Source organism: uncultured Lactobacillus sp. (assembly GCF_945290125.1).
Taxonomy (GTDB): Bacteria; Bacillota; Bacilli; order Lactobacillales; family Lactobacillaceae; genus Lactobacillus; species Lactobacillus rizhaonensis.
Genome location: NZ_CALYQV010000026.1, coordinates 1 through 20,762, shown reverse-complemented (window position 1 = coordinate 20,762; position 20,762 = coordinate 1). Strand labels below are relative to the sequence as shown.

The following is a 20,762-nucleotide window of genomic DNA, read 5'->3' as shown; positions in this document are numbered from 1 at the left end:
AATGTCTAATATTTTGATCAAGATCTTAAAAAATATTTTTCCGGAAATAAGTTTTTTAGGCACTATGTCTTCAAGGGAATTTTCCGAGTCAGATCATGACTTTAACATTGTATTTTCAAATATGCCCTTAAAAACTAAATTACGCAATTATATTGTAAAACCCAACATGACTTCTTCTGAAAAAACTACTTTACGCTATCGGGTATTGAAGGATTTGGGATTAGAAAAGGTTGATTACCAATTAAATGCCCTTTTAAATTTAATAGCAAAATATACCAAAGTTGATGATGAAGCAAAATTACGTAATGAAATTATAAGTATTTTACTGTCAGATTCTGAAAAAAATGATAGGAAAAGTGAAGACACTGGTAAGCTACCAAATTTATTGAGTTACATCAAAGAGAAATATATTAAGGTAATTAGTTCTAAAAAAACAGACTGGAAAGATGCTTTGTATCAAGCACTGGAACCTTTAATTGAGGACAACAAGGTAGAAGACCAGTACTATTTCGAACTGGTTGATCAAATATCTAATCGATATAACTATAGTTTTTTAGGTCAAGATATGGCTATACCGCATGCTGTTCCTGAAAAAGGAATAAAAGATGATGGCATTTCTCTATTAATTTCGCATTATCCTATTAAATTACCGTATGGTAAGAAAGTTAGAATAATTGCTCCCATTGCTTTTTTTCATATGGACAGATATCTAAATGCAATTAATCAGCTAGCAAATTTGTCTACGAATGATAGAGAAATTAATAAATTATTGAATACTAATACTTCTGAACAGGCGTTTACAATCCTTAAAGAATATGTAGAAAGAGGCGATTGAATGTGAAAGTAGAAAACTATCCCAAATATACTATTATTATGCGCAATTATTCTTCCGAGCAGTCTGATGCAGTACTTCAAGCACTAGAAGGGCTGGAAGATAAATTTGCTGTTGAAGTAACGATGAATACCCATCAAGCGGTTGAAGAAATAAAAGAATTGAATTCAAAGTTTGGTAAAAAAATCTTAATTGGCGCTGGTACTGTCCTGACTTTTTCGGAAGAAATTGCTGCAATAGATGCAGGGGCAAAATTTATTTTAAGTGCCTGCCAATTTACTAAGGCAATGATTGAATATGCTAAGAAACGTGAAGTTGTAACTATTCCAGGTGTTATGACACCTACTGAAGTTTTTAGAATGGATAGTTATGGTGCTGATATCATTAAGGTTTTCCCTGCGGTTGATATAGGAGCAAGATTTTTTAAGAATATACAAGCTCCTCTGGGAAAATTACGCTTAATGGCGGTAGGTGGAGTTTCAGAAAAAAATATCCACGAATTTTTTGAAAATGGAGCTCAATATGTGGGTATTGGTTCTAACGCATTTAATAAAGAAGATTTAAAAAGTTTAAATATTGCCAATTTACATCAATCATTAGTAAATCTGGTAGAAAAATCATAAGTTGGAGAAGCGGATTGGAAAATATTATTTTAAATGAAGATTTAATTTATAGAAATATTGATTTTAAGACTAGTAGAGAAATTGAAACCTTTTTGGCTGATCAATTATATGAAAATGGTTATGTCAAAGAGGGTTATAAAAAGGCTTTACTAGAAAGAGAACAAAAATTTCCAACAGGATTACCTTCTTCACAACCAGCTATTGCAATTCCGCATGCAAATGCTGATTTGGTTAATAAAACTACTTTAGCAGTTGCAACACTGAAAGAGCCGGTGGAATTTAAAAATATGGGAAATACAAAGGAAGATATTCCTGTAAGAATAGTAATCATGCTGGTTATCGCAGAACCACACAGCCAGGTAAAAATGTTGCAGAAGGTTGCGGATATTGTACAAAACGAAGAGTTAAGAAAAGAGTTTTTGCAGGCTGAAACAAAGCAAAAATTATTACAGCTTGTTCAGTCAGCTATAGGAGATAAAAATGACTAAACATATATTAGTTGCATGTGGAAATGGCATTGCAACATCAACAGTAGTTGCCAGCAAAATAAAAAAATATTTATCTGAAAATGGTGTTGATGTTCAAACAACGCAAACCAGGTTAACGGAGGTACCAAGCAAGGTAGCAAATTATGATCTTTTGGTGACAACAGGTCAATTCAGTGGGGATACGCATGGCACCCCCTACATTCTCGGGTTGTCCTTATTAACAGGAGTTGGCGCTGATGACACATTGAGTGAAATAAAAGATGCTTTAACAAAGCAAGAACCATAGGAGGATAAATTATGTGGTCACAAATCGCCAATTCATTTATGGCGGGTTTCCAATTTGTTATTAATTGCGGCCCCACCGTTATGCTACCGATAATTATTACAATAGTAGGGCTAATATTTGGCTTGAAAATATCGGCAGCCTTCAAGTCAGGCCTAACATTAGGGATAGGTTTTGCTGGTATCAAGCTCGTTTTAGACTTTATGACGACAAATATCGGTCCTGCAGCAAAAGCAATGGTAGAAAGGACGCATGTTCACCTAAATGCTTTAGATGTTGGTTGGGGATCAATTGCTGCTGTTACTTGGGCTTCACCAATTATTGCAATTTTAATTTTTGTAATTTTATTCATTAATATTATTTTGTTGATTTTAAAAGCTACGCATACTTTAGACGTTGATATATGGAATTACCATCATATGGCTATAGTTGGTATTATGGTTTATTTTGTTACCAAAAATGTTTTATTGGCTGTTGGTAGTGTTGCCGTCATGGCAATTGTCACTTTTAAAATGTCTGATTGGTCACAACCAATGGTTCAGAAATTTTTCAATATTCCTGGTGTTTCATTACCAACTGTATCGGCTCTGTCATCACTTGTGATTGCTGTGCCTTTAAACTGGCTTCTAGATAAGATTCCATTTTTTAGAAAGTCAAAGTTTAGTATTAAAGATGCGCAAAAATATCTAGGATTTTTTGGTGATTCCATGATTATGGGACTACTAATCGGTTTGGCTATTCGCATTTTTGCCGGATACGGTTTACAGCAGATTTTGCAATTAGGTGTTAGCATGTCAGCCGTATTGGTGTTAATCCCTAAGATGACTTCAATGTTCATGGAAGGGTTAATGCCTATTTCCGAATCAGCTCAAAAGTGGTCTCAAAAGAAATTTAAGGGTAGGAAACTCTTTATTGGTTTGGATGCAGCAGTTATTGTCGGTAATCCAGATGTAATTACAACTGCATTAATTATAATTCCGTTAACTATCGCTATGGCTGTTGTTTTGCCTGGTAACCATGTTTTACCATTTGCTGATTTGGCAGTTGTTCCCTTTAGAGTAGCCATGGTTGTGGCCTTAACTAATGGAAACCTGCTCAAAAATATAGTTATTGGATTGGCTGTCACTGCTTCACTACTATGGTGTGGTTCAGCAACTTCACCGGTTTTAACGGCTATTGCTAAATCAGTAGGGATCAAATTATCTACTGGTGGCAGTTTGTTAATTTCATCTTTTGCTGCCACATCAATGATTCAAAGCTTTATAGTTTATTTTTGCTTTACTTGGCATCCTGAATTTTGCGTTCCCGTTTTATTGATTGTAATTGCACTGACCTGGTACTACTCTGATAAAGTTAAACACATCAATAAAGAGGCCGAAGCAGCAGAAAATGCTATGAAGGCAAAAGATTAACTTTAGATATGGGGATAAATTATTATGAAGATTTCTGATTTTGTTGTTTATAAAGTAAAGCCCAGATGGATTTTTATTAAGATTAATACTGATGAAGGTATTTCGGGCTGGGGAGAACTAGTTTCTGGAACTAAAACTGAAACTGTTGTGACTGGCGTAAAAGAAATGTGTAGCAAGTTAATTGGCAAAAATCCTTTTGAAATTGAAAGAATTTGGTAACGGCTTCATCGCTCATTCTTTCGTGGTGGCCCAATTAATGGCACTGCAATTTCAGGTATAGAAATGGCTTTGTGGGATATTAAAGGCAAGGCTTTAAATCTACCTGTTTACGAACTTTTAGGCGGAGCCGTGAGGGATAAGATTAAAGTCTATTCTTGGATTGGCGGAGATCGTCCGTCTGATGTAGTGGCAATGGCTCAGGAGCGATGGGATAAAGGCTTCAGAGCGGTGAAAATGAATGCCACTTCTGAAATGCATTACATTGATTCACTGGAAAAGGTAGACGCAGCTGTCGAAAGGGTTGCTTCTATTCGAGAAAAGTTTGGCAATGCCATGTCCATTGGAATTGACTTTCATGGCCGCGTGCACAAACCAATGGCAAAAGTTTTAGCTAAAGCTTTAGAAGAATATCATCCGATGTTTATTGAAGAGCCAGTTTTGCCCGAAAACGAAGAGTATTTTGCTCAAATTGCAAATGAAGTTTCAACACCAATTGCAACAGGAGAAAGGCTATATACCAGATGGGGATTTAAAAATATTTTCAAACAAGGTGCAGTTGATATAGTTCAGCCAGATATTTCACTTTGTGGCGGTTTACTGGAAGAACGTAAAATAGCCGCAATGGCAGAAGCATGTGATATGGCCGTTGCGCCTCATGCTCCGTATGGTCCGGTAGCGTTAGCTGCCACTTTCCAAGTTGACGCTTGCACGCCCAACGTGTTTATTCAGGAGCAAAGTTTAGGAATTCACTATAATCAAGGATTTGACTTGCTCGATTTCGTAAAGAATAAAGAAATTTTTCAGTATAAAGACAGTTTCGTTGATATTCCTAAGGGACCAGGTCTTGGAATTGAAATGGATGAAGATAAGATCAAAGAAGTAGCTCAAGAAGGACTGGTATGGAATAATCCATCTTGGGTTAATTATGATGGTACTATTGCTGAATGGTAAGATAAATGGACGAAGCAGTGATAATACTAGGGTTCGTTCTGATTATAATTGTTAACGGTCTTAAAAATGCAAATAAAATTATTGTTATGGCTCGCACTAATTATGTAAGAATGATAATGGCAGTGATTGTTTCAGTCATGATAGTTATCTTATTTTGGTCACAGGCAAAATATGCCAAGTTAGAACTAATTTCAATAATCTTGCTAATATTATTTTGTGGTTTTGTTCCGGAGGGCTTAGGTAATGCTTAGGTAATAATCAGGCTTTTATGATTGGCAGCCTGAACAGTAATTTAGCTAAATATCAAAAAATAGAGCTTGAACCTGAAGATAAGAATGATAATTTTACTAGAATTCACTTTTATATCAGAAAAAATAATTCAACCTGTCTAGTTATTAAAGGCAGTGTTGAGGCCACTAAGAAATATTTTCTCACAAAAACAAATTGCTCAGATAAAGTTCAAGTTAAAAGCTGATAATTACAATTATCTATATGAAGTATTCCTATTAAATGTTAGTATATTATTAAAGTAAAAAAATGCAATTTGGTTTAGAGTCTTGGAGGGATAACCATGATTATCAGAAGCACGGCTTACGGAGAAAAATGGGGCTTACTGGACCCTAAAGTTTTAGAAAGAACTAAAAATAAACCAGCTCTTTCTGACCAAAGCGCCATGGCTCGTATTGATTTAAGCACTATCGACTTCCAAAACGTAAGAGATGACATGGGTTCACCCAATAAAGATTTGACCAATTCACAAATTAGTGAAAGAAGTATTCTGATTCAATGTCAAAATAGGTATATACCTGCTATAGTTTGCAGGCCTGCTAGTGTCCATTGCACACCTAATGCCTGTTTATATCTGCATGGTGGTGGGTTTATTGGAGGCAATAGTTCCACATTGCTAAATCAATGCCGGTTAATTGCAGAACAGGCTAACTGCACTGTTATTTCTCTTGATTATCGTTTGGCTCCTGAAACTCCCTTTCCAGGTGCATTGCATGATTCTTGTGAAGCAGTGGAGTGGATTGTTAGCCACCAAAAATATTTAGGTTTTGACAATTCACAAATCTTTGTTGCTGGTGATAGTGCTGGAGGCAACTTAGCCGTTGGATGTGGGCTACTTGATGAAAAACATTATATAAAGCAAATAATTTCAATTTATGGTGCGCTTGATTTACAAAAAATTTCTCAAACACTTTACCAGTGGGATTATTCATTATACGAAATGAACGAGAAACATAAAAACTTTATTCATACCAGATTAAACAAAATAATGTATATTACCAACTTAATGAGGCCACTTTATATTGATAAGAGTTTAGTTACAGATCCACTAGTTAGTCCAGTATATGCTCAAGATTTTAAGAATCTGCCCATTATCACTTTAATAGAAGCAGAGTTTGACTACTTTTTACCAAGTAATAAATATTTTGCCAGATTATTGCAAAAGTGTGGCAAAGAGTATCAAGAGATTTTGTATAAAGGGTTAGATCACGGCTTTTTTGACCGTTTAGGTTATTTAGAGCAAACCAAAGAAACCTGTTTAGACATTGCTCAGATTATTAGAGGCAAGGGCACAAAAATATAAAATAAAATTTAACCTGACAAGATTAAAAATGGCAAGATTTTCAATTGAGAAAGTCTTGCCATTATTTAATTTAAATTTAGTTATATTGTTTAGGCTATGCCTAATGCACTTAATAAAATGCAGAAAATAATTAGGCCTAAGATAACAACCGTGAAATTAATGTGTTTCTTTGCTATTAACCAGTAGCAGCCTAGAGTTATTAGCAATGGCACTAACCCCTTAAGAAGAGAATCCAAAATATTTTGGACGTTGATCACTTGACCGCCACCAACATGAAATACTAATTTTGTCTTGAATTGGACAAGGCTGCTTGTCATCCCTCCAAGCATTATTAGTCCTAGCGTTCTAGCGGCCTTTGTAAAAATTGTCAACAAACCAGATGAATACATTTCAGTGATATATTCAGAGCCTACTGAGAATCCTAATTTAGTCATTTCCCAGCGACACCACTGTGCAGGGATGTTGTAGATTAATAAAAATACGAAAGGAGCTAAAATGTTACCCTGCATTCCAAATGTCATTGCGACTCCAGCGGCAATAACTCTTAAAATACCCCAAAATAAAGTGTCGCCAATACCGGACATTGGCCCCATTAAACTAGCCTTGACGGCGCTGATTGAAGAAACATCATAGTCTTTATGCTGGGAAGCTTGTTTTTCCATTGAGGCAACTAAACCCTGGCAAAAAGTTCCCACATATTGAGTGATATTATAAAAAACAATATGTCTTTTTAGTGCCTGCCGTTTTTCTTCAGAGCCATTTTTATAGTAATGATCAATAAATGGTAACAGTGAATACTCAAATCCTGAGCCATATTCGTTGGCATATTGTAAAGGTGCACCGATTGTTAAAGACCTAAGATAAAGTTTACGAAGTAATTTTTTATCAGTAGGTGAAATTTTATTATTAGTTGCAGATTCTTGTGTCATGATAGAAAGTCCTCTTCTTCTTGCTGACTGGCTGATTTATTACTGTTTGTATCAGTTTTGCTGTGTTTAAGGTCAAAAATATCTTTATCATAAAATGCAAAGACTACTGCAAAAACCAAGCCAATGATTCCAACAGCCAGCAGTGGCAGTTTTACATATTCAACTAAAATAAAGCCTAGAAAATACCAAACTGCAAGTTTCTTTTCCCAAACCATGCTGAGAAGCATTGCGAAACCGGCAGCTGGAAGCAAACCACCTGTCAGACCTAAGCCGTTTTCCACGAAAGAAGGCAGGGATTTAATAAATGCTGCAACAGGTTTAACACCAATCACAACGGTAATAAATACAGCTACAAAGAAAACTAGTGATCTGGCAAACCAAACACCATAATGAAGCCAGATTAATTTCTTTTCGTTAGCTTTGTCTGCTGCGTCAGTCCAGGAATCTTGAAACAGTGAAAATAAAACATAGGTTCCAACTTCAAGCAGGCCACCTAATAGTCCCATTGGAATTGCTAAAGCTACAGCAGCTTTTGTGTCACCGCCACCGATTATGGCATAAGCAACAGCCAGTACGGTTGCTACTGAAGGGTTTAAGGATACAGCACCGCCTACATTTACAGCACCTATAAATGTTGCTTCCAGCATGGCACCTAAAATAATTCCGGTTTGTAAATCTCCTAAGAGCAAGCCGACTAATGGTCCCACAACAATAGGCTGGTCTGCCATGTTTTGTCCTAACAACCAGTCACCACCGTAGCAAATAAATTCGGCTAAGCCACATAAAAATGCGGCTAAAATTATATTATTCGACATATCATTACTCCTTTAATAAATTAGAGAATTTTTCTGCCTTGTCTGTAGGTATAACTTGGTGTACAACATTGGCTCCAGAATTTAACAGCTTGTTAGCTGCGTCTTTGTCAGCTGTGGTTAATAAAATCGAACCATTGATTTCTGTTTTGAGATTTTTGTCTACACCATCAAAGCGGCCAACGTTTGCAATATTAATCCTTTCAATTTGTTGACCATTTAGTCCCGAATAGATTCTTTCCGCGTCTTTTACCTGGTTGACTACAACAAACATTGGAATACTTTTGGCTTTAGGATTTTGAAAAAGCTTTATTGCTCCATCTACGTCTCTTACCAGAACTTTAGCTGTACCTTGAACGGACATTTTTAATGCACTCTGCTGCATTTCATTTTTACTCGCCGCATCGTTAGCCACAACTATGTGGGAAGTTCCTAAATGCCCGGGCCAGGTTAATGCCACTTGGCCATGAATTAAGCGATCATCAACTCGCAATTCTTTAATCATAATTCATTACTTCCTTATCAACTTAAAAAGTCACTATCAGTTTCATTACTGTCCGATTTGATTGGCTCAATAATTTGCAATTGCCTTCTGGCTTCTTCAACCAGATTCTCGCATTTTTCCTTAGTTAAGGGTTGCGTTTCTAATACTAGTGATAAAACTAAAGGCAAATTGACTCCTGTGATCAAGATAAAGTGATATTTTGCCAGCATTAAAGTCATTTTTTGATTAACGCTTCCACCATAAATATCAGTTAACACAATCAACTGCTTGTCTTTATCTTGACTTGAAATAATTTTTTCAGCTTCCTTAGTCCAATCGCTCTCATCAACGTATGCATCAATAAATTTAACATTAGTAGTTAAGCCACTAAGAAATTTAGTGCTATTATAAAAGCCTTCAGCCAAAGTACTATGAGTAATAATTAGGAAACTATTCATTATTTATGCCTTGTTAGCTGAACCAAAAACTGCAATTTTATTTTTGATGTCATCTTTTACTAACTCCATAATTTTTAGATCAGCATTATATAAGAAAACCTGCTGCTCTTTTTTGCTATCAAGGTATTCTCTTAATCCGTTAGTAACATTAAATGACATGACTGAATAATAATTAATTTTGCTAATGCCATTTTTAATTGAGTTTTTGTATTCTTCATCCGTTAATCCGGAACCTCCGTGAACGACGAGTGGCACTGGTACTGCTTCAGCAATTTCATGCAGTCTATTAAAGTTTAGTACGGGTTTTTCCCTGTATATTCCGTGAACCGTACCATATGAAATTGCCATTGCATCAATTCCGGTCTCTTCATAAAATTGTTTAGCTTCACTTACAGTAGTGTAGTTGTCCGTTAAGTTATTGTAGTCGGGCTTACCATTACCAGCATCTCTGGTCATCACGCCAACTTCACCTTCTACACTTGCTCCTAATGCGTGAGCAAAATCAACAATTTCTTTTGTCTTGCTAATGTTTTCTGCAAGAGGCTTTTGGGAAAAGTCGAGCATTACAGAACTGAATCCCATTCTCAGTGCTTTAATGCAAGTTTCCATGTCTGTACCATGGTCAAGGTGAACAACAACGGGAACACTGGCATTTTCTGCTAAATCCAAAGCTAATTTACCACCTTCTCTTAGTGGCAAATAAGGAAAATGTGATTCAGCTATTTGCAACACAACTGGGGATTTTTCTTCTTCAGCAGCTGCAACAATTCCTCGTGCAGTGTTCATGTCTGCATAATTAAAAGCACCTATTGCATACCCCTCTTTTTTGGCTTTTGGTAAAATATCATTTAAAGTTACTAACGTCATTTTTTTAAAACCTCCATTTTTGTATTCGCTTACAAATACAATGTTAAAGTAATTGTTTGCTTTTTCAATAGATGGTAGCTTTATTGAAAAAACGTCAAAATTTGGTGATTATTTTCCAAGTTTTGACACTTTTTAATCATTTTGTTGTGGAGGTTAAAGATGAAAGATAGACAGAAATTATTATTAACTACCTTAAAGGACAGAAATTTTTTAACAATTAGTGACTTAGCAAAAGTAATGCATTATAGTGCCAGTACTATTAGACGAGACTTGAAAGAACTCGAAAATAATGGCCTTGTGCAACGAATTCATGGTGGAGCGCTGGTTTTAAAACCGAATGAGATTGAAACTCCAACAACAATCAAGCAACATCTTAATTTAAACGAGAAAAAATATATCGCTGCATTAGCTTCTGGTTATGTTGAAAATAGGCAAAGCATCTTTTTAGACAGTAGCAGTACAGCCAACGTATTAGCCAAAAGTCTTGATGCTTTTAACGACTTAAACATTACAACCACCAACTTGGAAACAGCCACTTATTTGAGTTTGCATACTCAAAACAAAGTTAATATCATGGGTGGCAATGTAAGAGACACCTATTCGAGTGGAATGTTAACAGCCAGAAATTTAAAAAATTATGTCTTTGACATTTCTTTCATATCCTGTCGTGGTTTTAGTTTAAAATATGGCGTTACTGACAAAGTTGAATCTGAATCCAGCCTAAAGCGTACTTTGACTGAATGCACCAAAAAGTTGGTTTTGTTAATTGACAGCAATAAAATGGGGCTGGTTTTTCCTTATAAAGATTGTGAATTAAGTCAAATTTTTGCGATAGTGACTGATAAAAAACCTGATAAAAAATACAATAAATTATTTGAAAAGAATAACGTTGAAGTAGTGTATTAGTTTAATAAATAAAATAAGCCTACTAATGATTATTAGTCATTAGTAGGCTTTATTAGATTTAATAAAATTAATTAGTTGTAATTGTTATATTTAAGCTTTAAGGAAATTAAAAACTTATAAAGTAGTTAAAAGCTGTTCCTCATTTTAATTTGCATATTTATTATGCCAGTAAAATCGTATCATCTTCAAGGCCTGAGCCGACGTGTTTTTGGAATAATTCCATTAGCTTAGGCACAGTTAGATTTTGCTTATCTTCACCAGCCAAATCGATTTCTACACGACCTTGATGCAACATGATCAAACGATTGCCGTAGCGGATAGCATCTTCCATGTTATGAGTAACCATAAATGCTGTCAAATGCTGTTCAGATATCAATTTTTCAGTTAATTGCATGACCGTTATTGAAGTTTGCGGGTCAAGGGCAGCAGTATGTTCATCTAGTAAAATCAAATCTGGCCGTTGCAGCGTTGCCATCAAAAGGGTAATGGCTTGTCTTTGACCACCTGAAAGCAATCCTATTTCAGTTTCCAAGCGGTTTTCTAGATTCAAATTGAGTTGAGCAAGCTGCTTTTTGAAAAATTTTCTGTCCTGACTTTTAACACCAGGTCGAAACCTCCGGTGCTGTCCGCGCTTCATGGCTAAAGCCAAATTTTCTTCCACAGTTAATCTGACCGCAGTTCCCATTTTAGGATCTTGAAAAACGCGACTAATATTTTTTGCTCTTTTAGTAACAGGCAGTTTTGTAATATCGGTACCTTTTAGAATAATTTGTCCTTCTTGAATGGGCAGCGTTCCGGCAATACTATTGAGCAGGGTAGACTTACCAGCACCATTACTACCAATGATAGTCACGAAATCTCCGGCTTCTAAATTAAGGTCAATTCCGCGTAAAACCCGGTTTTCATTAACAGTTCCCTGTTCAAAAGTTTGATGTAAATTTTTAATCTTTAGTACTTCTGGCATTTTGCTTTCCTCCTTTAAGATTGCGTGGTAAATGGAAATTCGGCAAAGTTAAGCACACAACTAAAACTAAAGCTGAAGCTAATTTTGCATCAGACGGTTCTACATTCATCTGGAATACCAAGGCTAAAATCAATCTATAAATGATGGCACCTACAACTAAAGTAAGTAAACGACCACCAATTGACAGATTGCGAATAAGTACTTCTGCAATAATAATTGAAGCTAGTCCGATAACAAGAGTTCCAACACCGGAGTTAAGGTCGGCAAAGCCGTTATTTTGTGCTAACAGTCCACCTGACAAGGCAATGCAGCCATTAGAAATCATATAACCTAAAATTTTCATTCCTTGTGTTTTAATGCCGTTGGCAGCACTCATTTGCGGATTGTCACCAGTAGCTCTCATAGCTAGGCCAATTTCAGTTTTAAAGAAAACGACGAGTAGCATAATAACTAAAAGTGCAATTATCAGTCCCATTGCAATTACAGCATTGTTACGACTTAAGCCCCAATTTTGCGCAATTGTAAAGACCGTCTTTTTGCCTAGCAATGAAACGTTGGCAGCGTTTTGCATTACTCTGGAAGTAATGGAGTATAATCCAGTCATTGTAATAATTCCTGCTAATAAAGAAGGAATACGCAATTTGGTGTTCAAAATTCCAGTAACTAGTCCCGCAATCAACCCGCCAATAAATGCGGCAATTGTTGCCAATATCGGATTAATACCTTTAATAATGCACATCGTCGCAACAGCTCCCCCTAAGGGAAAACTGCCTTCAGCCGTCATGTCGGCTAAATCTAATATTCGAAAAGTTAAATAAACACCGATTGCCATTAATGACCAAAGTAGTCCTTGCGAAGTAGACGAAAGTAATAACTCCCAAAATGTATTTAACATAACTTTTATTTCACGCTGCCTTTCTTTAATTTACTTAGGTGCTTTAATTGAAGCAGGATCAATTCCAAGTGCCTTTGCCATTTTCTTGTTAACTACCAATTTCAAATCAGTTGCCCTTTCAACTGGCATATCTTTAGGCTTAGCTTTACCATCTAAAATCTTAGCGGCCATTTTACCGGTTTGTTTACCGAGTGCCTCATAATCTATTCCAATAGAAGCCAAACCGCCAGTTTTAACTTGGTCCGTTGAACCAGCTACTAGCGGGATTTTCTTTTCCTTAACAACCTTACCAATAATTGAAGAAGCAGAGGCAAAAGTATTGTCTGTTGGTACGTAAATTCCCTGTACTTTTCCGGCCAAAGTTTCAGTGACTTGTTGAACATCATTTGTAGTGTTGGCCGTCTTAATTAAGACTTTGACTCCAGCTTTTTTAAGCGCCTTGACAGCTAAATCAGCTTGAATTTTAGAATTGGCTTCGCCCGCATTGTACATAATGCCAATTGTTTTCGCCTTAGGCACAATTGATAAAAGTAATTTGATTTGTTTATCAATTGAAACCATATCAGTAGTTCCTGTGACATTTCTGCCAGGTTTTGTATCTGAATTAACTAGTTTGGCAGCTTTCAGATCAGTCACGGCAGTGACCACAATCGGAATATCTTGGGTCGCATTTGCTACGCTTTGTGCTGCTGGGGTGGCAATACTTAAAATTAAATCTGATTTTTCGTTGACTAGTTTTTCACTCATGCTCTTCAAATTGTCTTGACTATTTTGCGCATTTTGGTAATCGATTTTTAGATTTTTACCTTCAACATAGCCTTTCTCTTTCAGACCTTCTTTAAAGCCTTTGTTAGCTTCATCTAATGAGGGATGTTGCACTACTTGCAGTATACCGACATGTTTGACAGTAGCTGTACTGCCAGACTTTTTGTTATTGCAACCACTTAAGAGCAGTAGACCGGTTAAGGCCATTCCCATAACTAATTTTTTAATTTGCATTTTTCTTCCTCCGTAAATCTAATCTTCATAACGTAAAAACACCCACTTATTTTTAAGTGGGTGTACAAGCATTATTTTCATTAATAATTATTTGTGATTAACCACTTAGAAAGCTATGTGGCTAACCGCAACTAAAGGACTTTAGCCATCATAGATAAATTCAAAACTTGAATCTGGTTTGAATTCGTCTAGATGAACCCAAACCCTATCTAAAATAGCTAAAGTAATAACGATTATTCAGTTGTGAGACGTGTTTAATATAATATTTCATTAAGATCAACCTCCAACCTTAATGAGAAGATTATAAAAAATAAAGAAGAAAAAGTCAAGGAATAATAAAATTAATTGTAATAGATGTTCAACCTAAGCAGATTTTTTAAAATTATCTTGGGTAAAAATTCTAAGCTTGGTTATTGTTTTACATGAAAAGAACTGCCCTTGTGGCAGTCTATTTCAAATTTATTTTGGAGCTTTAATTGATTTAGGATCAATTCCAAGTGCTTTAGCCATACTTTTGTTCACCACTAATTTCATATCGTGTGCTTTTTCGACTGGCATGTTTGCAGGTTTAGCTTTGCCAGATAAAATTTTCGCAGCCATTTTCCCTGTTTGTTCTCCCAATAATTCGTAATCAATTCCGATTGAGGCTAAGCCGCCAGTTTTGACTTGATCAACTGAACTTGCTACTAGAGGAACTTTCTTTTCTTTAACTACTTTGCCAACTACTGAAGCTGCTGAATCAAAGGTATTATCTGTAGGAACGAAAATACCGTCAACTTTTGAAGCCAGAGTTTCTGTTACTTGTTGGACATCGTTAGTCGTATTTGCAGTTTTGATCAAAACTTTAACTCCTGCTTTTTTTAGTGCAGCTGTTGCTAAGTCAGCCTGAATTTTGGAGTTTGATTCACCAGCGTTGTACATGATACCGATAGTTTTAGCCTTGGGCACAATTGACAACAGCAACTTGATCTGACGTTTAATTGAAACCATATCTGTTGTGCCCGTGATATTTCTACCCGGTTTCTCATCTGAATTAACTAATTTAGCGGCTTTTAAATCAGTTACAGCAGTGACAACAGTTGGGATTTTCTGCGTTGCATTCGCCACGCTTTGCGCTGCCGGTGTAGCAATCCCTAAAATCAAATCTGACTTTTCGTTGACCAGTTTTTCACTCATACTTTTCAAATTATCTTGATTATTTTGAGCGTTCTGGTAATCAATCTTAAGATTTTTACCCTCTACAAAGCCACTTTCCTTCAAGCCCTTTTTAAAGCCCTTGTATGCTTTATCTAGAGAAGGATGCTGCACTACTTGCAAAACGCCCACGTGTTTCACGTCTGGACTTTTACTAGCTTTCTTACTGCTGCAGCCTCCTAAAGCCATTAAACTAACAATTGTAATTCCTGTAATTAGTTTTCTAAAACGCATTTTGTGCCTCCATAAAAAATACCCACTTACTTCTAAGCGGGTACACAGAAATTAAATTGCCAACAAATAATTGGATTGTGGTTAGCCACTTAGAAAGCTATGTGGCTAACCGTACTAAAAGAGTCCTAGCCATCATAGATAAATTCAAACTTAGTTTCGTTTGAATTCACCTAGATGAACTCAAACTCTTATCTATAGTAGCTAAGATAATAACGATTATTTAGTTGCTTACTAAATGTAACCATTAGAATTACCTCCAACTTTGATAACAGTATTATAAAAAAATAAAAAATTAAAGTCAAGAACTAATTTTGCTTTTATAATTATTAAGCATGACAGTTAAAAAAATTGTTAATCAGCAATTCGTTCAATTTTAATGGTTTTAATAATTTCGAGTACTTTGCTGAGCTGTACAAAGCCAGTTTTGGTTTCCATTGCATTAGCAGTTCCAGATGCAATGGCCCATTTGATGGCTTCTTGAAATCCATAGTTTTTACCTAAGGCATATAAAAGACCACCAACAAGTGAATCACCTGAGCCCTCAGTATTAACTACTTTTACTGGTTTTAATTTAACACTATAAAAATCATGTTCATGTTTAAAGAGTGCCCCTTTTTCTCCTAAAGATACGATTATATTTGGAATTCTTTTCAGTTTGCTTTTTAATATTTCTTCTTTTATTACGTTGTAATTTTTAGTAACAGGAAAAGATAATAATTCTGCTACTTCTGTTTCATTGGGCTTTATGAAGTCTGGTAAAAAGTGACTGTTTAGGACGTCAGCTAGGGCTTCTCCAGAAGTATCCAAAACGATTTTAATATTTGGATTAAGTTCACGAACTTTGGCAATTATTTGCGGATAAAAATTATGAATCTCACTAGGAGGGAAACTGCCATTTAGAGAAATTGCTGCAACGCTATTTTTAGTAATTAATTGCTCTATAGTCTCTAATAATTGATTGAAATATTGTAGAGAAATATGGTCTCCATACTCGTTTATTTCTGTTTTTTCACCGTTACTTTGAATTATAGTGTAACAATTTCTGGTGTTACCGTTAGTTTCAATAAATTTACATTTATACTGGTCATTTTTAGCTTGTTCTAAAATATATTTGCCATTTGAGCCAGCTAAGAACCCTGTGGCTACAGTTTTGGCTCCAAGATTAGCAGAAACTCTGGCAGCATTGATGCCTTTACCACCGACCATTTTTTTGATCAATTGAACCCTATTTAATTGTCCTACTTTCAGCTGCTTTAACTCGTATAAACGATCTACTGAAGGATTAACTGTAACTGTAATTTCCATTTTTGTTCCTAACCTATAAGTTAATGTATGATTTTAATATATTTTGAATATTTTTTAACATCTTCAGGAGTAACTTTCGGATCCGTAACCAAAAGATCAAATTTATCGAGATCACGAAAGGTGATGATATCAGAATGATTTAGTTTGGTATGATCTGCCACTATGAAAGACATTTTTGCATGGGAAATTGCTATATTTTGAATATTTCCTTCGGGTATTGTACTAGTAGTTACACTATTATCACAGATTCCATTAGTTGAGCACAATGCATAGTCGAAATTTAAACCCTCAAAGATGTTTTCAGCTTTTTCACCCAAAAATTCTTCTGTGTTCCTATGTAGTTCCCCACCTGTCAAAAATAGACGACATTTACTTTTATTAATTTCATTAAATGCCGGCAAACTATTAGTTACAAAAGTTAAATTCTTCGAAAGTAATAAAGGAACAGACATTAACAAAGTTGTACCGGCCCCTAAAAAAATTGTTGAATTATTAGTTACTTGCTTTGCTAATAATTTAGCAATCTCTTTTTTTTCAGAAATATTTTTTTGCAATTTTTCATTTGTAGTTGACTCAGTTCGAGAGTTACTTTGTGCACCGCCATAAATTCTTGTAATTTTTCCTTGTTCTTCTAAACGCTTTAGGTCACGTCTTACGGTCATTGAAGAAACATTCAAACTTTTAGCAATGTCAACTGTCGTCATAAAACCGGTTTTACGTAACAGAATGTTTATCTCTGTTAATCTTTTTTCTTGTAAACTCAAATAATCACTTCTTTTTACCGATTTTATCATTACTTTAGTAGTATATCAAACATTTTATAACATATAAAGTTCAACTTTGTTACACTTTGTTAAATTAAGGTTGACATTGTTCGAACTTAGTATTATATTGAAAACGTATTCAAAGTGAAAGGAGGTCTTGCAGTGTTTTATCAAAAATTAATTGATTTAAATATTTCAGTTGAAACAGAAGAACAACTTTTTGATTTAGTTGGTTCTCGTGCAATTAAACTTGATTTTGCCAGGATTGGATACATATCAAATTTGGAAAAGAGGGAGCTTTCATATCCAACTGGACTTAAATTTCCACAGGTTTCACTAGCCTTACCACATGTTGATCCACAATATGTTGAAAAGCCATTTATTTATATTGGTCGTACCATTAAGCCATTAAAGCTTAAACAAATGGGAGATAATGCAGACATGGATGCTAATGATTTCTTATTTTTAGGCCTTAAAAACGGGTCAAAACAACCTGAACTATTAGCACAAATAATATCTGCATTTCAAGATAAGGATTTTGTCAAACTTTATATGGATACAAGAAACACTAAAGATATGCTTCAAATTGTCAAAAATAAATTTAAAGAGGTAATAAAATGAAAACTATTTTGGTTTGTTGTGGAACTGGTGTTGCTACCAGTCCCCAAGTAGCAAATAAAATTAATGATTATTTGACAGAAAATGGTTTAGATCAATTGGCGAAGGCTACACCTGAGCCAATTGGTGAGGCCAAGACAACAATTGAAAATGATAGCAGTGTCATTATTTATGTTGGTATAGCACAAGCTGATGTTGAACTGCAGGAAGTCCTTGACGCCAACAACGTTGTAGGAATGGTGGGTTTGCCCTGGTTGACCGGAATGGGGCAGGAAGAAGCTAATCAAAATGTGGCGGATATTGTTAAACAGGCAAAATAATCTGTAAATAGAGGTGAGTTAAATGGATTGGAACGGTATAGTTCAAGGAATTTTGGGAGTTGGTGCTCAGGTTTTGATTCCAATTTTAATTATAATTTTGGGATTAATCTTTGGAATGAAACCATCTAAAGCGATACTTTCAGGTCTTTATTTAGGTACCGGATTTATTGGGATGTCAATGGCCATTAATCAATTGACTGAAACTGTTAGTCCGGCAGCCAAAGCATTAGCTAAATATACTGGCATTAATCTGCCAGCAGTTGATTTTGGCTGGACTGGTGCTGCTGCTATTACATGGAGCTGGACATTAGCTTTTCTGTTTTTTGCAGTAGAAATTGTAGTCAATCTGGTCATGCTATTGGCTAAAATGACGGATACAATGAATGCCGATATGTGGAATGTATGGGGTATCGCCTTAACTGGTTATATGGTTTATCAAATTTCTGGCAGTTTAATCTGGGGTTTCATCTGTGGAGCTATCCAAGTTGTAATTTGTTTGAAATTAGGTGATATGTGGAGTAAAGAAATTGCCAATATGCTTGGTTATGAGGGAGTTACTGTAACTCACATTGAAGCGTTTACGGCAATTATAATGTCTCCTATTAATAAATTGATGGATTATATACCAATTTTTAATCGTAAATGGGATGCTTCTTCATTAAAACGTAAAATTGGTGTATTCAGTGAACCAGTGACAATGGGAGCAATTATTGGATTAGTTCTTGCGCTAGCAGGTCGTTACAGCATAGGTGACGCACTTAATCTTTCCGTAACTGTTGGTGCTGTCATGGCTATTTTTCCAGTTATGGCAAAATTTTTCATGGATGCTTTAACTCCATTTGGTTCTACTATGAGTGACTTTATGAAAAAACACGTTAAAGGTAGAACGTTCTCAATCGGACTAGATTGGCCTATTTTGGGACAAAGTACCGAGTTATGGGTAACTATGGTGTTAATGATCCCAGTATCAATTGTTTATGCAGCGATTTTGCCTGGTAATACTATTCTCCCAATTGCAGGTGTCATCAATTACTGTATTGGTGTAGGTGGATTGCTTCTTACTGGTGGTAATCTTTTGAGAATGCTTGTTTTAGGTGTTATCTATGAACCTGTTTTTCTTTATGGTGCATCATATTTTGCTAATATCTTTACAAAATTAGCAAAATCCAGCACTTCTATTAAAGTACCTGCAGGATCACAAGTATCATGGAGTTCAATTGAAGCTCCAGAATTGAGATTTGTGATGGCATGGGCAGGAAAAGGTAATATTTGGGCAATTATTGGCTTAGTTGCATTACTTGCTCTTTTCTGGTTACTTTATCGTTCATTTAAGAAAAATCCAATTCCAGCCCTGAAATACAGTAAATTAAAGTAGGACTAAATAATGGATAAATTAATGAACAAAAAAGTCTTTTGGACTTGTTTAAGTTTTTTAACATTTGGTTTATTCAGTTATGCAATTATTTCTAAAATTTATTGGATAAATGTCTTCGTTATTATTTTAGGATTACTAATTAACAAGAAGGGAAGTGATACCCTTTTTACCAAAAAAAGTATGTCAACTAAAAATAAAATGAGGAGGAAAAATAATTTATGAAATATCCTGCAGGAAGAATTCCTTTTGAATACGAGCGAAATGATTTAGCAAAAGTTGTCCGTGAAGTAATGGAACGTAGAGACACTAACATTGTTGGTGGCAATATCAGTATTAAGGTTCAAGATGAAACTGGAAAATTCTTTTATGTGATGACACCAACAATGATGTCAGAAGCTTATATGGGTTACTTGAATGCAGATCAAATTCTTGTCATTGAACCTCATACGCGTAAAGTGATTTCTGGCACCGGTAAGGTTACCAGAGAAATTAATATGCATGAAGCAATATATGATGCTAATCCTGAAATTAAGTGTGTTTTTCACTCACATGCTGATCAATGTATGTTCTGGGGTACGAGTGGCTTAAATATGCCAAATGTAACCGAAGCAACTCAAAAGTTAAAAGAAATTCGTACTTTAAATTGGCATCCAATGTGCACTGAAGAACTGGCAGAATATGTTTCCGCTGAAATAAAGAAATTAGGTGCTAAGGCTTTAAGAAATGGGTTCATTTTAAATTCTCACGGTACTTTATTTACCTCCGGTGGTAAGGACATGGATCCATTGACTGCTCTGCATAAATCTTTAGCAGATGTTGATATTACCGAATATAATGCTAAAGTTGCTTATAAGCAGACTGTTTTCCAACAAATAGGTGTGCTAGACGGTTATTACTCAGAAGGAACCAAAATTGGGACATGGGAAGATGTTAAAGCTGGTAAAGCCCTCTATAATAAAAAAACTGCGCAAAATAAAAAGGGCGACTAAATAAATAGTACCCTTCTTACAAAGTTTGACCACTTTGACAATATAATACTTTTGCGTTGAATGCAACTATTATTCAAGATTTTTGTGTAAGCCTGATCATTTTGATCAGGTTTTTTCGTTAATAAGATGTCATTTCAGGAAGGCAAAAATGGAAATTGCAAAAAATCGAGTTTATAACAGATTGGTTAGAGAATGTGTTAATAATAAGGCTATAACAACTCAACAATTAGCCAAAAGTTTAAGTTTATCA

Annotated in this window: 23 protein-coding genes and 1 pseudogene; 13 read left to right on the top strand and 11 right to left on the bottom strand. The window is 35.3% G+C overall.

Annotation, left to right across the window (positions count from 1 at the left end; translation table 11 throughout):
* The first annotated feature begins 1 nt into the window (after position 1).
* The 8 genes and pseudogenes from Q0K80_RS05860 to Q0K80_RS05825 all read left to right on the top strand — a co-directional run bounded on the left by Q0K80_RS05860 (position 2) and on the right by Q0K80_RS05825 (position 6,399).
* On the top strand, positions 2 to 835 hold the full coding sequence (locus tag Q0K80_RS05860) for a PTS sugar transporter subunit IIA (protein ID WP_294604316.1): 834 nt from the start codon (positions 2 to 4) through the stop codon (positions 833 to 835).
* A 2-nt stretch (positions 836 to 837) separates the two neighbouring features.
* Positions 838 to 1,455 (top strand): bifunctional 4-hydroxy-2-oxoglutarate aldolase/2-dehydro-3-deoxy-phosphogluconate aldolase, encoded by a 618-nt coding sequence (locus tag Q0K80_RS05855; protein WP_294604314.1) that lies wholly within the window; start codon positions 838 to 840, stop codon positions 1,453 to 1,455.
* 14 nt (positions 1,456 to 1,469) lie between these two features.
* Positions 1,470 to 1,943 carry a PTS sugar transporter subunit IIA gene (locus Q0K80_RS05850; protein ID WP_294604313.1) on the top strand — a complete coding sequence of 158 codons (474 nt, stop codon included), beginning with the start codon at positions 1,470 to 1,472 and terminating at the stop codon, positions 1,941 to 1,943.
* Positions 1,936 to 2,229 carry a PTS sugar transporter subunit IIB gene (locus Q0K80_RS05845; RefSeq protein WP_294604311.1) on the top strand — a complete coding sequence of 98 codons (294 nt, stop codon included), beginning with the start codon at positions 1,936 to 1,938 and terminating at the stop codon, positions 2,227 to 2,229. Before Q0K80_RS05850 ends, Q0K80_RS05845 begins: the two co-directional genes overlap by 8 nt.
* A gap of 11 nt (positions 2,230 to 2,240) precedes the next feature.
* A complete protein-coding gene (locus Q0K80_RS05840; RefSeq protein WP_294604309.1) occupies positions 2,241 to 3,638 on the top strand; it encodes a PTS transporter subunit IIC in 1,398 nt (465 codons plus the stop codon).
* Between the two features lie 24 nt (positions 3,639 to 3,662).
* Positions 3,663 to 4,808, top strand: a pseudogene (dgoD, locus tag Q0K80_RS05835) (galactonate dehydratase).
* A 5-nt stretch (positions 4,809 to 4,813) separates the two neighbouring features.
* The gene (locus Q0K80_RS05830; protein ID WP_294604307.1) at positions 4,814 to 5,059 is read left to right on the top strand and encodes a hypothetical protein; all 246 of its coding nucleotides are present in this window, start codon (positions 4,814 to 4,816) and stop codon (positions 5,057 to 5,059) included.
* Positions 5,060 to 5,379: 320 nt separating this feature from the next.
* On the top strand, positions 5,380 to 6,399 hold the full coding sequence (locus tag Q0K80_RS05825; RefSeq protein WP_294604305.1) for an alpha/beta hydrolase: 1,020 nt from the start codon (positions 5,380 to 5,382) through the stop codon (positions 6,397 to 6,399).
* A gap of 89 nt (positions 6,400 to 6,488) precedes the next feature.
* On the opposite strand, the gene Q0K80_RS05820 is transcribed toward Q0K80_RS05825, so the two are convergent.
* Genes Q0K80_RS05820 through Q0K80_RS05800 form a run of 5 tightly spaced genes read right to left on the bottom strand, consistent with a single transcriptional unit; the run spans position 6,489 to position 9,949 of the window.
* A complete protein-coding gene (locus Q0K80_RS05820) occupies positions 6,489 to 7,328 on the bottom strand; it encodes a PTS system mannose/fructose/sorbose family transporter subunit IID (RefSeq protein WP_294604303.1) in 840 nt (279 codons plus the stop codon).
* The gene (locus Q0K80_RS05815) at positions 7,325 to 8,143 is read right to left on the bottom strand and encodes a PTS sugar transporter subunit IIC (protein ID WP_294604301.1); all 819 of its coding nucleotides are present in this window, start codon (positions 8,141 to 8,143) and stop codon (positions 7,325 to 7,327) included. Before Q0K80_RS05815 ends, Q0K80_RS05820 begins: the two co-directional genes overlap by 4 nt.
* Before the next feature lie 4 nt (positions 8,144 to 8,147).
* On the bottom strand, positions 8,148 to 8,645 hold the full coding sequence (locus Q0K80_RS05810) for a PTS sugar transporter subunit IIB (protein WP_294604300.1): 498 nt from the start codon (positions 8,643 to 8,645) through the stop codon (positions 8,148 to 8,150).
* A 17-nt stretch (positions 8,646 to 8,662) separates the two neighbouring features.
* A complete protein-coding gene (locus Q0K80_RS05805; RefSeq protein WP_294604297.1) occupies positions 8,663 to 9,082 on the bottom strand; it encodes a PTS fructose transporter subunit IIA in 420 nt (139 codons plus the stop codon).
* 3 nt (positions 9,083 to 9,085) lie between these two features.
* Positions 9,086 to 9,949, bottom strand: coding sequence for a class II fructose-bisphosphate aldolase (locus tag Q0K80_RS05800; RefSeq protein ID WP_294604296.1), 864 nt, complete (start codon positions 9,947 to 9,949; stop codon positions 9,086 to 9,088).
* A gap of 159 nt (positions 9,950 to 10,108) precedes the next feature.
* Here Q0K80_RS05800 and Q0K80_RS05795 point away from each other — a divergent pair, with 159 nt between their 5' ends.
* Positions 10,109 to 10,855 (top strand): DeoR/GlpR family DNA-binding transcription regulator, encoded by a 747-nt coding sequence (locus tag Q0K80_RS05795; RefSeq protein WP_294604293.1) that lies wholly within the window; start codon positions 10,109 to 10,111, stop codon positions 10,853 to 10,855.
* Between the two features lie 160 nt (positions 10,856 to 11,015).
* Here the strand turns inward: Q0K80_RS05795 and Q0K80_RS05790 are convergent, their stop codons facing one another.
* From Q0K80_RS05790 to Q0K80_RS05765, 6 genes are all read right to left on the bottom strand, one after another.
* Positions 11,016 to 11,819 carry an ABC transporter ATP-binding protein gene (locus Q0K80_RS05790; protein WP_294604290.1) on the bottom strand — a complete coding sequence of 268 codons (804 nt, stop codon included), beginning with the start codon at positions 11,817 to 11,819 and terminating at the stop codon, positions 11,016 to 11,018.
* A complete protein-coding gene (locus tag Q0K80_RS05785) occupies positions 11,797 to 12,714 on the bottom strand; it encodes an ABC transporter permease (RefSeq protein ID WP_294604288.1) in 918 nt (305 codons plus the stop codon). The genes Q0K80_RS05790 and Q0K80_RS05785 overlap by 23 nt, the downstream gene beginning before the upstream one ends.
* A gap of 30 nt (positions 12,715 to 12,744) precedes the next feature.
* Entirely contained in the window at positions 12,745 to 13,713 is a 969-nt protein-coding gene (locus Q0K80_RS05780; protein WP_294604286.1) for an ABC transporter substrate-binding protein, read from the bottom strand.
* 459 nt (positions 13,714 to 14,172) lie between these two features.
* Positions 14,173 to 15,141, bottom strand: coding sequence for an ABC transporter substrate-binding protein (locus Q0K80_RS05775; protein ID WP_294604284.1), 969 nt, complete (start codon positions 15,139 to 15,141; stop codon positions 14,173 to 14,175).
* A 351-nt stretch (positions 15,142 to 15,492) separates the two neighbouring features.
* Entirely contained in the window at positions 15,493 to 16,446 is a 954-nt protein-coding gene (locus Q0K80_RS05770; RefSeq protein ID WP_294604282.1) for a 1-phosphofructokinase family hexose kinase, read from the bottom strand.
* Positions 16,447 to 16,466: 20 nt separating this feature from the next.
* Positions 16,467 to 17,210, bottom strand: coding sequence for a DeoR/GlpR family DNA-binding transcription regulator (locus tag Q0K80_RS05765; protein WP_238786746.1), 744 nt, complete (start codon positions 17,208 to 17,210; stop codon positions 16,467 to 16,469).
* Positions 17,211 to 17,372: 162 nt separating this feature from the next.
* Between Q0K80_RS05765 and Q0K80_RS05760 the strand changes: the two genes are divergently transcribed.
* The 4 genes from Q0K80_RS05760 (at position 17,373) to Q0K80_RS05745 (ending at position 20,512) form a co-directional block, all read left to right on the top strand.
* Positions 17,373 to 17,831: a PTS sugar transporter subunit IIA gene (locus Q0K80_RS05760; protein WP_294604275.1), complete on the top strand. Its 459-nt coding sequence runs from the start codon at positions 17,373 to 17,375 to the stop codon at positions 17,829 to 17,831.
* On the top strand, positions 17,828 to 18,148 hold the full coding sequence (locus tag Q0K80_RS05755; RefSeq protein ID WP_294604273.1) for a PTS galactitol transporter subunit IIB: 321 nt from the start codon (positions 17,828 to 17,830) through the stop codon (positions 18,146 to 18,148). Before Q0K80_RS05760 ends, Q0K80_RS05755 begins: the two co-directional genes overlap by 4 nt.
* 22 nt (positions 18,149 to 18,170) lie before the next feature.
* Entirely contained in the window at positions 18,171 to 19,523 is a 1,353-nt protein-coding gene (locus Q0K80_RS05750; protein ID WP_294604271.1) for a PTS transporter subunit IIC, read from the top strand.
* Positions 19,524 to 19,741: 218 nt separating this feature from the next.
* On the top strand, positions 19,742 to 20,512 hold the full coding sequence (locus Q0K80_RS05745) for a class II aldolase/adducin family protein (RefSeq protein ID WP_174794905.1): 771 nt from the start codon (positions 19,742 to 19,744) through the stop codon (positions 20,510 to 20,512).
* Positions 20,513 to 20,762: the final 250 nt, after the last annotated feature.